The organism is Microbulbifer maximicatervae (SeqCode) (genome assembly GCF_052467385.1).
In genome coordinates, this window is record NZ_CP174311.1 from 3,662,527 (window position 1) to 3,677,686 (window position 15,160).

Here is a 15,160-nt window from a genome sequence, read left to right on the forward strand (position 1 = left end):
GAAACCTCTCAAACACACCCTCTCTTAATATCAACCAGGCCACAAACCACTCTAGAAAATCACGCCCTTACTAATTGACACGCCACCAAAGAACAATTATGGAAACACTACGCATATTTGAACCGAAAAGCCAACCTTTAAACTCATCTATAAAACACCAAATAATAAAAATCCAACTCCTCCAGCACATATCCCATCAACATAGTTAATCAATAGGAATTATTCTCCATAAATATGAGAACAACTTCCTATTGTCATCAACCAAACAAAGACCAAAATTCGAGATATTTACACCCTATCAACCACTTCAAATATCAGACAATCACAATAGGAATATATCAATGAAGGCGATTTTAAATATTAAAACATCAATAATCGCAGCAGCAGGTTGTTGTTTAATAAGTGCACCGGGCATTGCTTTAGCCGTAAGTTGTGGTGATATAATCTCTACTGCCGAAGTATTGGATGCGGATATATCTAATTGTGCGATTTCTCCTGCCATCACAATAATGGGCCCTACCGGTAGTCTCGATCTCAATGGATTTTCATTATCCTGTGATGGCCTGGCTGGCACAGGAATTCTACTGGAAGGAACTACAGCTGTACTTATTAATAGCCAAGCATCCAGTGGCATCATTACATCATGTGATATAGGCGTATCTGTAGAAGGCAGCGGCCTTCACAATGTCATCGGCGTTACAACGCAAGAAAATGGATCTTTGGGAATGTCAGTCAGTAGCAGTCGCAATATTGTCAGCGGCTCAATCAATGACTTTAATTTTGGTAATGGCATTATCGTTCTCGGCGACTGGAATAGTTTTTTTGAAGTAAGCGCCACCAGCAATGGGGAAGGTGGCATTATTATCTCAGGAGATAACAATCAAGTTTTCCAAAGCACCGCCAGAAATAATACTTTTTCTGGAATAGCAATCCAAGATGCAAACTACACCAATATTATACTAAACACTACATCAAGTAATAATGAATACGGTATTTCAGTAAGTAATTTTGGGCAAGTAGGGAATCTCATAACAGGAAATACTGCTGAATCCAACGACATAGATGACCTATTTGATGATAATACTCCTGCCTGTGTAGGAACCACATGGTACGGTAATATTTTCAGCTCATCAAATGACGCCTGCATAAACTAGCTTAAAAAAAATTGCGGGATTCAAGGCATTAAACTTCTAGCCTTTGAATCCCGTATAAAAACAATTAACGCTTATCTATATCTTACTTCTGAGAATATCTCTCTATAACTGAACCAGCCTAGCAAACCAAACTCTCCTCTCACTACATCAATCCACACTGGCCGACTGGATATCCCTCAGGAATAAATATGAAAACGAAAATCTAAAGGGAAATCAGGCTTTCAGCAATTACACTAGCTGCAGTGTCCGCAATACTGTGGCGACACCATTAAACTGCCTGCAAGCCTATCAACTTATCGTAAAACGCTATTAATTTGACGTTACACAATCTCCGGAGGTAGTAGCGTCAGGTGAATTTCCTACCCAGTTATTCTCACAGGGGGCAGAATTATCATCTTGCAAGTCAAAATCCACATTGCCAGAGACAGTATTGCCTACGATATTGTTTCCAGTCTGGCCAAATAGCTCCATTAAGATTCCTGCAGTATTTGACCCTTGAGTGCCATTATTCTCCACCGTATTCTGGCTGATAAGACAGCTACTGGCGCTATTAATTTGTATTCCAGTTAAAGTATTATCCGATACTGTATTTGACGATATTATTGAACTGCTACCATCTACCTGTATACCCGTTATTTCATTTCGACTTATGTCATTAGAAAACAGATTATTTGTTCCCCCCGCGATTATAATACCTGTACCTGCATTATCCGATATATTTGATATGGTTAGCGTATTATTACTACTAACAAACTCAATACCAGAAGAAGTATTACCAGAGGTGTTCAGGCCGAACAAATTATGAATACCGGAACCTTCCACAGAAATACCTGTATTGCAATTAGATACAAACCCATCCTGTAACACCCCGCCCGATATTATGGCCGCAAAACCATCGACCAAAATTCCCACTGTAGTTCCATCACAACTCAGCGTATAACCATTCAAATCCAGATATCCGGTCGGCCCAGTTACAGTCAAAGCCGGGGTAACATTGCAGAGCAAATCTTGATCCAGTATTACCGGACTGGTTATGGTGTCTCCGCACTCAACAGCACCATTTGCTAGTGAACACAAAGATGCAGACAATAAAGAAGCCGCCAAAGAAGTTATCAATGCCTTGCTTATCACAGATCGAGATATAAAGCTCACGAGAGTCCTCCCAAATAAAGCTCAAATACAGAAAAGATATGTCATGCTGATTTTGAGTCAAAAACTGGTAACAGCCATGGGAAATTTGTCCGCAAAATTTAGTAAAATAGTTTAAGCGGGGAATGGAGCATATTGATATACAAGCTACAGGAATATAAATTGTAAAAGATAACACCACTACCGAAGCCACCATAGTGGCACTATCTTTTTATATCCGTATATTTCAATCCAGGCAGCTAGGATCTACAGTATCAAAAGTATTATTTCGCCATAAATTTGTACCATTGCAGGGATCACTGTTTAAATCTTGCGCATCGAAATCTTCATTGAGAATCCCCACATTTAAAATGATCAAATTATATTGCTGATCAAAATCATTCATTAAGATTCCTGCCGTTCCCGCACCTGAAGTGCCATTATTTTCCGATGCATTTTCAACGATCCAGCTATTACTGGAATCATTAATCTCTATTCCTGAGCCCATATTCTCAAAACAGAAATTCTCTGTTATATATGACCGATCACCATCTATCTGAATGCCACTCAAGGTATTTTCTTCAAAGGTATTCTGGAAGACGTTATTCCTCTCTCCAGTAACAATTAGTCCAACCCCCGTATTTGTTTGAGCGGTACAGGCTGTCATATAGTTGCTATTGCTCACTAATTCAAATCCGGCACTGGCATTTGCAGTGGTCGATACCGCTTGAATATTATGGAATCCATCTCCATTCGCTAAAACACCCACCTCACAATCTGCAACCTGCCCTCCTCGAAGTAGCGCTGCACGCCCCTCTAACAGCACTCCAACTTCACTACCATCACATTGAACCTCGTACCCGGTCATATTCAAGCGTCCATCTGGGCCTATGACAGTTAAAGCGGGGCTGACATCACAAGTGAGGTCCTCATCCAAAGTAACGGATGTGGTAATCGTATCCCCACATTCAACATCATCAGCCAGTGCTATCTCAGGGATGGATAGATTAGCCCCACTTATCAATATAATCGTGACGACTCTATTAACAATAGATTTAAATATGTTCATATTTTCCTGCTGGAGTTACGTACATGATTAAAAACTTCCCACTACGCTAGAAATTTTGATCCAACAAACAAAAAGAACCATGAGAAATTACTACTGAATCTACGATGAATTATCATAAAAATTAAAAAACCGACTATCTAATCGCATACGGTAACATAGCAACTTTTCGCCCCAAAAATTAGACAACCTTATAAGCTGAAAAATATTTAGCCATATTGTTTACTCAAACCCAAATAAACAATATACAAATACAATTTGCAATAATATTTACGTGAAGTTATATATAACCTCTAAAATTTTGAGCTAAAATAATAATCCTATGAAACCACTAATTAAATAATCAAATCAATTGAAACAGAAAAACCGGAATTCTTATTGCAGAATAATTGCACTCTGATTACTACCCAACTGATTAATAACCGCTGTCTGTCTAACTTGAAGACCTTGACTTACGGTATACATATTTATATCCCCTGTCTGTGAGACTGAAGCCAAATGTGATACTCCAGACTGTATTGTTGTACCTATGTTACTTGTACCAATCTGATTGGTAACTGAACTATTAAACATACCAGCATGAATAGTTGTTGCCTGGTTCATTTCCACCTGCTGATTAATGGTGGCGCTATTAAAACTATCTGTTTGGGATATGAAAAACATATTACCATCCCCTTGTTGGCTCCCTATAGCTACATTACTATTAGCTACATTATTAGCTGACATCGAAAATTGGACGGCGGAAACGAAATTATTATCCCCCACCTGAGTGATCATGATTGCACCTTGCAAACTTTCTCTCTGCTCTGAAATAATAGAATTGAAATCCCCTACCTGTTTCAGGGTAGAACTATCATTCATGCTTATCATCTGGGTGATTTGCGCATTATTATTATTACTTAACTGCTCAATTATTGCCGCACTTGAATCTGCCTGTGCTTGAACACAAGATGCCATCAAGGGAATTACTAAAATTGAAGTATAGTTTTTCATGCTTATATCCTCAGTAGAGTTAATCTTATATAACCTGAATCATCAACCATCACTTATCTGAAGCTCTCTAGTATTCAAGGAATACCACTAGAATCCAAATGCCCCTTCAGCCTAAACTAGTGTACTCACACAAATTTAAGACCCCGGCCACCTCTACCCAACATAATGATCAATATATCCATGAATAGCGGATACACAATAGGAGAAAAGCACTAGAAAAATGAGATAACTTTCCTTTTGAAAAAAAACAGTAAAATATTGCCACACCACTCAACAAAATATTCGTATAAATCCTCCCTTTATTTACCTACACTTTCTCTGGCTAACTTTTACCCTCTATAAACACAAACATTTACTACTAACAACTTAGGTATTTAAGTAAAGATGTGAATAGATCAAAATATTAACTAGGCTATCATGCCGATTGCACCATATGCCGCTATAGAGTTCAACCTCTACAGTAATGACTGACTGAGACATGGAAATTTTTAAATACTCTATAATTCGGCCAAATTGACGGCCAGGACTTTTCGAGAAAGCTTCATTAAACGCATCTTTGGGGTTGTAACCCATACGAACTTCCCAGGATCATACATTCAGCTATTAAACCGATGTCGAATTGAGCAATAACAAATCGCTATAAACAATTTCATTTAAAAAATATGTTAGATAACTATCTAATGATTAAAAAACTATGGTTTTAATAATCTGAGAGAATAGAAAAAGTATCAGATATGGAGTAAGTGCCCACACTCACTCCATCACTTAACTAACAAGATATTAAGTCTTTGGCCGAACGGCTTTGATATCCTGATCTGCAGCCCAGTTAAGAACGTCTTCACGACGCAGCGCCGTTGCCATTAGGTCCGGGAATTGATCCGGTGTACAGGCAAAAACCGGAGAGCCTATCGCAGCAAACTCTTCCGCCAGCGACTGGTCATAAGATGGACGCCCATCATCACTGAGTGCCAGTAAGGTAATCACATTTACATCCTGGCGAACAAGGTTAGCAACCCGTGCTTTTAACTCCTCTTCATTCCCCCCTTCATACAGGTCGGTAATCAGGATTAAATGTGTCTTGCCAGGCCGTTCAATTTTATCCTCGCAATAAGCCACCGCCTGGTTAATGTCTGTGCCACCACCCAGTTGCACGCCAAACAAAACGCTGACTGGGTCTTCCAGGTCCTCAGTAAGATCTACTATTGCGGTATCAAAGCAGACCAGTTTGGTTTTCACTGCCGGTATTGAAGCCATTACCGCTGCAAAGATTGAGCTGTACACCACCGATGTCGCCATGGAGCCGGACTGATCGACACATAGAATAACTTCATCCAGGTCCGCAAGTCGGCGACTTTGTCGCATAAAACCAATCAATTTCTCAGGCACCACTGTGTGGTAGTCATGTTGGTAGTGCCTGAGATTTTGCTGAATAGTTCTATGCCAGTCGATATCGGCAAAACGCGGCCTAAAGCTGCGTTTTGATTTATTGACAGCTCCCCTAACCGCTTCTGTGGTCTTTCGCTCCAAACGCTCCATCAGCTCATCGACCACTTTCTTGATGACCTGGCGAGCAGTCTCAATAGTCTTCTCGGGCATCACTGAACGAAGACTAACCAAGTCAGCGACCAGGTGAACATCCGCTTCAATCGCTGACAAAAACTCAGGCTCCATGAGCATCTGCTTGAGGCCAAGGCGTTCAAACGCATCACGCTGGACAACTTGTACCACAGAAGTCGGAAAGAACTCGCGGATATCACCCAGCCAACGGGATACTTGCGGAGACGAGCGGGACAACCCGCCTCGACCTTTTTTACCAGACTCTGAGTCTCCGCTGCCATAAAGCGCACTTAACGCTTGGGACAAACGCATATCCCGCTCAGAAAGCCCGGACTCACCTTCATCAGCCCCTAGCACCAGGCGCCAACGGCGTTCCTTTTGCTGGTCTTTATCGACCGTTATCTCATCGGGTTGTTGCTCTTCAGACACTTCGTTTACTGCGCCCATGTCTTGTCCTTCTGGATTAATTTGCCGATACGCAATAGATGCTCTGACCACAGCGGCAAAACTTCGGGATTAATGGCTTTGGATACCGAGTGGTTAGATCGGGCACCGAGTACCAGCTCCATCATGCGCCGACGCTCCATCGCATCGAGACTGGAAAATACGCGCCGGAACAAGGGCAAGTACTCGATAAATACTTCTTCGTCCAGATGCAGCAACCAGCGCTGTACCGCTCCCATCAATACCGGGTCGTACAGCAGGCGCTCAACCGCTTCGGCAAAAAAGCCCTCAAAAAATCGTGCTGCATCGGCGGCAGCTACCGCTGGAGACAGGGATTTTTCCAGCAATTGCTGTAAGCGATATCCATCAAATCTTTCAGCTTGATACAAAAGACGCGCACAAAGGCCGCTGACCTGTAAACTGGAAAGAGAGCTGTCTACCAGTTGCTCGAAGGCTTGCCACCAGTCCTCCATGATTTCATCACCCAACTCTGCCAATTGCAGTGCCTGATGAGCGCTGTGAATACTGTTTCGCAGCCGTAGGGACTCTTCATCGTTAAGATTGCGACAGGCGTACGGCAGGGCCAGGGCAGATTGCATGGCTAAGCGTTCTACCAGGCCGGCAACTTGCTCCAATGCTAATTCTCGCGCGGTACCATAGCGTTGTACCTGAATTAACGCCGGCAAGCTGTCGAGAAGCTCGATACCGTCACTGGCCAAAGCCGCTCTCTCGGCCAATCGCTTCAGGCCCGCTTCAGAAGCCCGGTGCAACTGAGATTCGAGGGACAGCAAAACCACTTCTGCTAACTTGCCCAAATGACTCTCAGCCGAGATCGCCTCGATAAGTTTATTGTTAGCCGCTTGCTCAATGGTGGAACCGTAAACTAAGTTTTCCACCAATTTTACTGCATACTCCGGCTGCCAGCTGAGCACCCAGTTTTCCCGGAAAGTACCGCGACTTTTTCCGGTATGGGAGGGTTTACCCCAAGGCACTTCCAGCACAGCAAGACGGTGCAGTAACGTAGATTTATTCAGGCCGATATCACTGCGTAAATCCAGGGAAACTTCTTTATCCAGAGCGGTGGGCTTTAGCTTGGTCTTTTTCTGCCAGCGCTGTAGATCCTCCAGCAGGGGCACCAGTGGGGCATCCTCGGGGATAGCCCCAACTTGCTCCCCCAGAAGCAACTCTCTTTCTACCTGCTGCCAAATAAGGCGCTCGCCAAAACAGAGGCAGGCCACAGCGGCTTCAATAATTTCTTCAAACCCCGGAGCTGGACGATTTCTAACGGTTGCCAAACTGCGGCTCAGGCGCACGGCTTCAATAACCGAAGCCGTAGAGACCACTTGCCCACTTTCGCGCAATGCGCGCACCAGCCGCCCAAACCAAAGCTCCAGCCACTGCTCGCCGGTGCCCTCGCGCCAAATATGCTGGTACCACATAGGTGCAGCAACCCCGGCCCCGTAACCGGAAGCCATCGCCAATCGCGGTGATGTCCAGGGTATCCAGGTGGTTTTCACTTTGCTCTTGGGCAATTTCGCCGGCAGCTGTTTAATCAGTGCGCGGTCATCTTTTGCTGTATGCTTTTCACGAAATGCCGGTAAGTGCCAGGCCCCGCAGACTACAGCGACCTCACCTTCCACCCCTTTCTTTTCTTTGGCAATTTCCAGGCGCATATAGGCTTCGCGCAGTAAATCCCTTTGCGATAACGGCGCGGTTTCAGTTATTTCTCCGCGCAGCACGGTCATCGCCGACTCTACCCGGGCAAATATCTCCGCACTGTCATCGTTATTCTGCTCGATCAGGTCATTCCACCAGGCCTCACCATCTTCATAACCCGCCAGCTTCGCCAAAAGGCCGATAGGATCAGAGGTATCAGATGGTGGCTCTGGCTCGCCTGCCACCGCAGGGGAATCAGACTCTCCGCCGTTTTGCTCCGCTTCAGGGTCCTGGGCTTCAGATTGGAGTAACTGCGCCAGCTGGATATTAATGGGCAGATCAATGAATTTAACTTCTACCCCCTGTTGTACAGCCCATAGGCAGGCCTGGTACTCAGGGGAGTATTCCACAAACGGGTAGTAAAGGCTGGAGCCGGGCGACTCTGCAGCATAGCCGAGTAGCGCTACCGGCGGCTGCATCTGTGCGCTAGCCAGCAGAGGCAGTAATTCACTGCAATCAGCGGGGCCCTCTATCAATACTTTTTTTGGCTTCAGCTGATCCAACGCGGCGACAAGGCGCCGCGCAGAACCGGGCCCGTGGTGCCGAATACCAAAATAATGACAATCCACCTTGGACACGGGATATCCCTTACAGTACTTCGTTCATGGTGTGGTAGTAACCGGCAAAGTCTCGGCGCTTTTTCAGGACCGTTTCCAAGTACTCTTCCAATACAGCTTTATCCTGCACTGGATCTTTGACAATGGCACCCACCAAATTACTGGAAAGCTCTTCTGCACTGAATTTACCATCGCCAAACCAGTTCGCCTGGCTCAATCCACCCACCATTACCGCAATTGCCTCAGCCGTAGACAAGTTACCGGACGGTGTTTTCAGGGTTATTTTTCCATCCAGTGTTTCACCACCGCGCAGCTCGCGGAAAATGGTCACTATTTTCTCGATCTCTTCGCCGGCGTTTGCCGGTACTGGCAACTCCAGGCTCTCACCCATTTCTGCCACGCGGCGAGAAATAATACTGACCTCTTCATTCATATCATCGGGCAGCGGCAATACCACAACATTGAAACGACGCTTTAACGCGGAGGACAATTCATTAACGCCCTTATCGCGGTTATTGGCTGTTGCAATCACATTAAAACCGCGCTGCGCATAAACCGCATCATTCAACTCGGGGATCGGCAACATTTTCTCTGACAGCACAGTAATTAATGTATCCTGAACATCAGAACCCATACGAGTTAGCTCTTCCAAGCGACACAAAGTACCCTGCTCCATAGCGCGATATAAAGGCGTTGGCACCAGGGCTTCTTTGCTGGGGCCCTTTGCCAGTAGCTGAGCGTAGTTCCAGCCATAGCGAATCTGGTTTTCATCGGTGCCCGCCGTACACTGGATCACACGGGTACTGTTGCCACAAATCGCCGCAGACAAGTGTTCAGACACCCAGGACTTTGCCGTACCCGGCACACCGAGTAACAGCAGTGCTCGATCAGTGGCGAGGGTAGCAACAGCAGTTTCAATTAGGCGACGGTTGCCGATATATTTTGCACTTATCTCAGCACCTTCAGCCGTTGTGCCGCCCATCAAGTACTTCACGACTGCCTGCGGAGACAGGCTCCAGTTCTCTGGTTTTTTGCCGGTATCTTCCGCTTTTAAGGCATCCAGTTCTGATTGATAGGTAATTTCAGCAGGTTGACGAAGTACATCACTCATGGGGAATCCTTTTGTTTTACCTGCCCGGAAATTCACTGCTTATTTTATGAATTTTGCCGGGCAACGATCGGTCTTAAAATTAAATCTGTGTTGGGTGTATGGACTAAAGCCCATCCACGCCGGCAAGCTCGCTATTAAATCGAAGACAGTCAGTTGCGGGGTCTGCCCGTAGCACACCCTGCTCAAAAAGCGCTTCCAGTAACTGCCGAGCGGTCTCTCTGGGTAACATCAAGCCCAATGCGGTCAACTCCCGCTGGAGATAAATAGACTGTAAATAACCACTCTCACTTAACTCCTCAACAACGAGCTTTAACAGCACCTTCCAGGGCGACGTTTTTTTCAAATCATCCCAGGAAAGCTCCGTAAGCGGTTCGGGCAAAAACTTGAGTAGATCCTGAAAATCCACTTTGGCCTTTTTATTGCGCAAAAGTCCAAACATCAATTCGGCACGGCGGGACTGTTCCAGGCGCGGCAATAAACTGTGTAAGAGGGACATACCGGCCTCACCGGTATCCAGGTAGCTCTCAATATTGGTGACCAGCAGGGCAATAGCCTTATCTGGCAAAGTATCTACCGCATTGGAAACAAAACTGTGGTTGTCATAATCGCGATTTTTATCGAGCTGCCAAGCCCCGGCTAAGTCAGTCACGCTGATATCCAGTGCTTCCGCAAGGCTTTGCAGAGATACCTTCTGCAAAAATTCCGAGCGAATGGCTTGCTGTTTTTTGCTCTTGAGCTTACGGGGCAATAGTTGCAACTGCTTCTTTACCAAGCCCACTTTTTTTAATTCGTAAAACTCAGCCAATTCCTGCGCAGAAAACTCTTCCTGAGTATTAGATTCAAGTTCCGATGACAATCCCAATCGAGATAAATACTGATTGGCAAGACGTGCCACCTTTTGTGAACGATCTTTAAGCAGGGACTGTAAATATTCCCCATCGGACTCACTCAGCCGGATAGCAAGAACTCGCACGATCCTTAAACGCTTATCAGCGGGTTCGCGCCCGGCGCAGGTCTGGATCAAATTCAAAGCGGCGGGGGGGTTGCTGAAGCGCAACTCCCTGAGCTTTGCCAGGCGACTCGCGGGATACCAATCATCCCAGTTTTCCTCAGTTAACGCTTCAGAATCATCAATACTACCCCGCTCATTCGCGGCCCATTGTGACCAGGGAAGATATACTTCCGGCAAGCCTTCATCATTACTTGAGGGAAGCCAGTCCGCAGGATGGGCAATATATCCCCGCTGTAACAGCAACTTCAGGAGCAATCCGGTTTGCTCCATAGAGCGGGACTGAACACTTTCAGTCACCCGTCGAAAATGGGCCCGCATTGGGTAGGGAAGCACGGGCTTATTCAACTCGGGCAACAAGGGAAATTCGCGTAACTCCCCCGGAGCTTGGGGCTGGTAGAGTGCGCTTTGATGCTGGCTGAGAAGCGCTACCGCCGCTGATGCCAAGCGCTCCTCTTCCAGGCCTTCAAACAATGGACGCCAGGACTCAGGTAGGGCGTTCGAGCTCTAAGGGCAAATCACTGCCCACCATCCAACGCTGCTGTAAGCGCTCTACCAACAACTGCTCTTCCTGGATTTTCTCAGGCGTTAGCATGCGATTGTCCCCCACTCATCTGTCCGCGCGCTGTGCAGTTCAGCACTGCTTCCATCCCACAAAATAAACGCCGCCTGTAATTTTGAACCCAGTAATAGAGAAGGAATCTGTTCATTGTTGAGCGGTAGCGTTTGCTGACCACTCGAGCAGCGCCACCAGTAATGGCCGTTGGCACAGCGCAGTAGACGCCCCCCTTCAAGAAGGTGCGGTACCTGCTCTATCCAGGGTTGCTGAGACAGCTGCTTTTGGTAGTGGGAGAACACGCTCTCTTGCTGGGCTGGCCATCTCTGATTCACACCATCCTGCACGACTTTAAACTCCACAGGGAAAGCTCTCAGGGGCATGCGACCGGGATAAAAAACCAACTCCCCTTCTACACTGGCGCCGATACCAATTCCCACCTCCCGGCGCCCCGCAGAAGCCGGATAGTGATCCAACAACAGGGCAAATACTGGGGTATTACTATCAAGCTTGAGCAACCAGGAAGCGTGGCTCACCAAACCATCGCGGCGGGTGCTCACTTTCTCTCCTACATTCTGCCAAATGCCCCTTTGCCTGAGGCTGGCTGGGTTTTCCAAGACCTGGTCACGGTTCTCGGCAACGGCAATCGCTCTGCGAGCATCCACATCTTCCTCATCGGTTAGCCAAGCACTGCTGAGTAACATTAATTGCCCCAGCTCCTTGAATACCACTTCCGCCTGTTTCTGTGGTCCAAGCCCCAGGGCCTTGGCTGGAAGCTCATCAACCCTGGATGCCAGGCCGGCAGCTTTGGCATCCACTAAGCGCGCAGAGATATAGCGGCAGCGCTGGCGAAGTTCCTTGAGAAATCCCACCATGCCAGTACGCAATTGATCCTCAACCCACTGCTGGAATTCACCTAGTCCAGTGGCGATACTCTTGTTGGTTTTAGCGCGTGTCTGCGCTGCCCGCTTAGCCCTGGCCGCTTCCTTTTTTTTCTGCGCCTCTTTACTTTCCGAGGTTTCCTCAGAAATACCGTGAATGTTTTTATTGGTAGAAGCTTTTGTCTCAGCTTGGGCTTCAGGCTTACTCTTACGCCGCCGCCCCAACCACTCCACTACCCACTCCGGTGTTTCAGTCTCAATAAAGTCATCCGGGCCGTCGGCGAATTGCCACAAAAGGGCTAGAACATGCTTGCAGGGAAACTTACGTGAGGGGCAGGTACACTTGTAACCGTGATCTACTGTATCTGCCATGGTGTAATAGGGATTGGCCCCCGACCCTTGGCATTGCCCCCATATACAATTTACAGAAGCCGCTTTACCGCGCAAAGGCCATTTAGCCGGCTTCAACAGTTTTTTGGCTGCGTTTAAAGAAGCCTGGTCTGGGGCCAGTTCTTGCACAACCTCTAGGGAAATATTCATCTCTTGCCTTATACAGCCCAATACTGTACATAAATACAGCAATCGCATCTATGTAGCTATAGTGGCGCATAAAGTATCACGCAGCCCACAGAGATTAAAATCTAATTTCTCAAATTTTGATTTTGCCGTCACTCTTGTTGATTTAAGACAAAAAGTACACTCGGCGAGCATTTATTTGGCACGATCGAACAAGCTCTAAAGAAACAAGGTGTTCTCTCCTGCCAGCATTAGAGGGATTTCGCCTAGCCTCTCTAAATAAGTTACCATTTTCAGGAACTGGCTATATTGGCACCAATTCCAGCCAAACCTAATCGCAACAAGATATCCTTCTCTATACGATTAGGTCCATTGGATATCAACGGCCAGTGAAAAATGCAATTAAACTAAATACGATATTTGCTGTCATTAGCACATGCTTTAGCATGTCTAGCTTCTCTCAGAGAATTGCCAAACTTATTGAAAAATCTGAAAGCTTTCCTTTCAATGAGACAATAACCCAAGAACAAATTAAAGACTTAGGGTTTAAAAAAGGCAGCTATGATATAGAAAAAAGCAAAGAATACATCAGGTATTATCACGCTCCTGCTTCATCTAAAGACGGCATTCATTACTCAGTCAAATATGACACCGACGGCAAAGAAAGCACCGTTAAACTTGATTTACCAAAAGATGCACTGAAAGAAAAATATTCTGGAACAGTGATTTTATTACATGGGTTCCGATCATCAAAAGAGTTCATGTTATTTTCTGCTCAATACTTTCGCTTTCTTGGATTTCAAGTTGTAGCTCCGGACCTCCTTGGTCACGGGGAATCGAATAGCACCAAAAAATATGGTGTAGGAGATAGTGAAATTATCAATAAACTTATTGATGCACTAATCAGTAAAGGGGACATCAAGGGCAAGCCTTTGTATATCGTAGGAAACTCCATGGGAGCCTTAACGGCTCTCTATATCTCAGCCATGAGATCTGACTTAAGTGGCATTATTTTGCTTGCCCCAATGGTCCCTTTTGATCAAGCCGTGTATAACTACGGTAGGCTCAATCACCCCATACTTAGCCGGATTATTCCTGAAAATAAAATTCTAAAAGGGGCAAATCTGGCTCTGGAGCAGTCCGGTATTGAACCGAGTGATACCAATATACTCCCCCTTCTCTGTTCATCCAGGCTCCCCATACTGTTAATATCCTCCCCCTCGGATCTAATTGCCCCTTATGACAATTATATAGGTTTAGATCAATCAAATATTAATTTGGTGAAAATTCCCAACAGAAGCCACCCAAGCATATCGACCATTGGAAATATTGAACACGAAGCAATTATCAGCTGGCTTAATAAACTGTAAGATATTTACGCGATCCAAGAATTTCTCAGCTTTAAGGATAAATCACAAGGTCACCCTTAAATAAGGGCGTAGATTTATCAAATCTAATTGATCATCTGCCTCGGTGAAAACATGATAATAGCCATACCCAGCATTGCTACAGCGGCACCACTCACATCCCAAACGGTGGGCTTAACACCGTTAACCAACCACAACCACATTATTGAGGAAAAAATATAAACTCCCCCATAGGCGGCATACACCCGGCCCGCTGGAGCCGGATGCAATGTCAATAACCAGGCAAATATCGCCAAACTTATACCGCCAGGTACTAGCAACCAAATACTTTTGTCCTGCTTTAACCACAAGTAAGCCGTGTAGCAGCCTATTATCTCTGCAAGCGCCGTAGCCAGGAACAAAGCTATAGTTTTTATTTCAAACAACAGCATGAACGTCTAGATATTTAGCTATTTACCGGACAAACATTTTCAAGACGCATTGTGAAGGCTCTTTTCATATATGAAAATTGTTCGATGGTCTCCATATGCTTACTCAGGGAGTTTCTTGCACGTGTGAATTTTCTCTTTTCCGCCGCATTCATTCCCTCGTTAAACATATATAAACTTTGCAGTGGCGCCATCGCAGTTTTCTCTGTGCGATAAAAAACATCATCAGACATCGCCAAATCAACCTTATCCCGTATGGAGCCATCCGGCATAATTTGTACCGATACGCTGGGAACGTAATTCGCAATAGGGCCGTCAAAGTTAAGAACGGTGGATTCCTTCTCACTCAACTTCTTCGCCACATAAACCTTAAGCTTGTTATTGCGCACTTCCAATTTTACAAACGGTTTAATAATTTTAAACTTCTCCTTATCCTCCTCAAATAGTTTCACGGATGCTTCAAGCATTACCAGGCTTTGAGTATTGATAAAGCGTTCATATTCTTCCAAGTGGCACGATGCCTGTACCCCACTACTCAACAAGAAACATAGACTAAAGGCTAATCTTTTCATTGATCTAAATATTATCCTTAATATTTGATAAATTGATCGCCTCAAACATCAACTGGCGCACTGGTTAACCCAGCACAGTTTAGACCTCATTGGCATCACTATTAG

Annotated in this window: 12 protein-coding genes; 2 read left to right on the forward strand and 10 right to left on the reverse strand. The window is 45.5% G+C overall.

The genetic code is table 11. The features are described from left to right. Positions 1–341: 341 nt before the first annotated feature. On the forward strand, positions 342–1,154 hold the full coding sequence (locus tag ACJJIR_RS15600) for a NosD domain-containing protein (RefSeq protein WP_444906047.1): 813 nt from the start codon (positions 342–344) through the stop codon (positions 1,152–1,154). Between the two features lie 309 nt (positions 1,155–1,463). Here the strand turns inward: ACJJIR_RS15600 and ACJJIR_RS15605 are convergent, their stop codons facing one another. From ACJJIR_RS15605 to ACJJIR_RS15640, 8 genes are all read right to left on the reverse strand, one after another. Further along, a complete protein-coding gene (locus ACJJIR_RS15605; RefSeq protein ID WP_444898195.1) occupies positions 1,464–2,306 on the reverse strand; it encodes a right-handed parallel beta-helix repeat-containing protein in 843 nt (280 codons plus the stop codon). Between the two features lie 223 nt (positions 2,307–2,529). Next, the gene (locus tag ACJJIR_RS15610; RefSeq protein ID WP_444906048.1) at positions 2,530–3,351 is read right to left on the reverse strand and encodes a right-handed parallel beta-helix repeat-containing protein; all 822 of its coding nucleotides are present in this window, start codon (positions 3,349–3,351) and stop codon (positions 2,530–2,532) included. Between the two features lie 372 nt (positions 3,352–3,723). Then, positions 3,724–4,341: a hypothetical protein gene (locus tag ACJJIR_RS15615; protein ID WP_444906049.1), complete on the reverse strand. Its 618-nt coding sequence runs from the start codon at positions 4,339–4,341 to the stop codon at positions 3,724–3,726. A 780-nt stretch (positions 4,342–5,121) separates the two neighbouring features. Then, positions 5,122–6,345, reverse strand: a complete 1,224-nt coding sequence (locus ACJJIR_RS15620) for a VWA domain-containing protein (RefSeq protein WP_444898198.1) — start codon at positions 6,343–6,345, stop codon at positions 5,122–5,124. Further along, positions 6,333–8,636 carry a DUF5682 family protein gene (locus ACJJIR_RS15625; RefSeq protein ID WP_444906050.1) on the reverse strand — a complete coding sequence of 768 codons (2,304 nt, stop codon included), beginning with the start codon at positions 8,634–8,636 and terminating at the stop codon, positions 6,333–6,335. Before ACJJIR_RS15625 ends, ACJJIR_RS15620 begins: the two co-directional genes overlap by 13 nt. A gap of 10 nt (positions 8,637–8,646) precedes the next feature. Continuing rightward, positions 8,647–9,726, reverse strand: coding sequence for an ATP-binding protein (locus tag ACJJIR_RS15630; protein ID WP_444898200.1), 1,080 nt, complete (start codon positions 9,724–9,726; stop codon positions 8,647–8,649). 103 nt (positions 9,727–9,829) lie between these two features. Further along, positions 9,830–11,209 (reverse strand): DUF5691 domain-containing protein, encoded by a 1,380-nt coding sequence (locus ACJJIR_RS15635; protein WP_444906051.1) that lies wholly within the window; start codon positions 11,207–11,209, stop codon positions 9,830–9,832. A gap of 114 nt (positions 11,210–11,323) precedes the next feature. After that, a complete protein-coding gene (locus ACJJIR_RS15640) occupies positions 11,324–12,712 on the reverse strand; it encodes an SWIM zinc finger family protein (protein WP_444906052.1) in 1,389 nt (462 codons plus the stop codon). Positions 12,713–13,077: 365 nt separating this feature from the next. Between ACJJIR_RS15640 and ACJJIR_RS15645 the strand changes: the two genes are divergently transcribed. After that, positions 13,078–14,058, forward strand: a complete 981-nt coding sequence (locus tag ACJJIR_RS15645; protein ID WP_444906053.1) for an alpha/beta hydrolase — start codon at positions 13,078–13,080, stop codon at positions 14,056–14,058. A gap of 83 nt (positions 14,059–14,141) precedes the next feature. On the opposite strand, the gene ACJJIR_RS15650 is transcribed toward ACJJIR_RS15645, so the two are convergent. Both ACJJIR_RS15650 and ACJJIR_RS15655 read right to left on the reverse strand, forming a co-directional pair. Next, positions 14,142–14,480 (reverse strand): YnfA family protein, encoded by a 339-nt coding sequence (locus ACJJIR_RS15650; protein ID WP_444906054.1) that lies wholly within the window; start codon positions 14,478–14,480, stop codon positions 14,142–14,144. Between the two features lie 20 nt (positions 14,481–14,500). Next, positions 14,501–14,992: a hypothetical protein gene (locus ACJJIR_RS15655; protein ID WP_444906055.1), complete on the reverse strand. Its 492-nt coding sequence runs from the start codon at positions 14,990–14,992 to the stop codon at positions 14,501–14,503. Positions 14,993–15,160 lie beyond the last annotated feature (168 nt).

Excerpts from the sequence above, each read along its gene's own strand:
- ACJJIR_RS15620 (WP_444898198.1), bottom strand. The coding sequence starts at position 6,345 with ATGGGCGCAGTAAACGAAGTGTCTGAAGAGCAACAACCCGATGAGATA.
- ACJJIR_RS15630 (WP_444898200.1), bottom strand. The coding sequence starts at position 9,726 with ATGAGTGATGTACTTCGTCAACCTGCTGAAATTACCTATCAATCAGAA.
- ACJJIR_RS15640 (WP_444906052.1), bottom strand. The coding sequence starts at position 12,712 with ATGAATATTTCCCTAGAGGTTGTGCAAGAACTGGCCCCAGACCAGGCT.
- ACJJIR_RS15615 (WP_444906049.1), bottom strand. The coding sequence starts at position 4,341 with ATGAAAAACTATACTTCAATTTTAGTAATTCCCTTGATGGCATCTTGT.
- ACJJIR_RS15610 (WP_444906048.1), bottom strand. The coding sequence starts at position 3,351 with ATGAACATATTTAAATCTATTGTTAATAGAGTCGTCACGATTATATTG.
- ACJJIR_RS15600 (WP_444906047.1), top strand. The coding sequence starts at position 342 with ATGAAGGCGATTTTAAATATTAAAACATCAATAATCGCAGCAGCAGGT.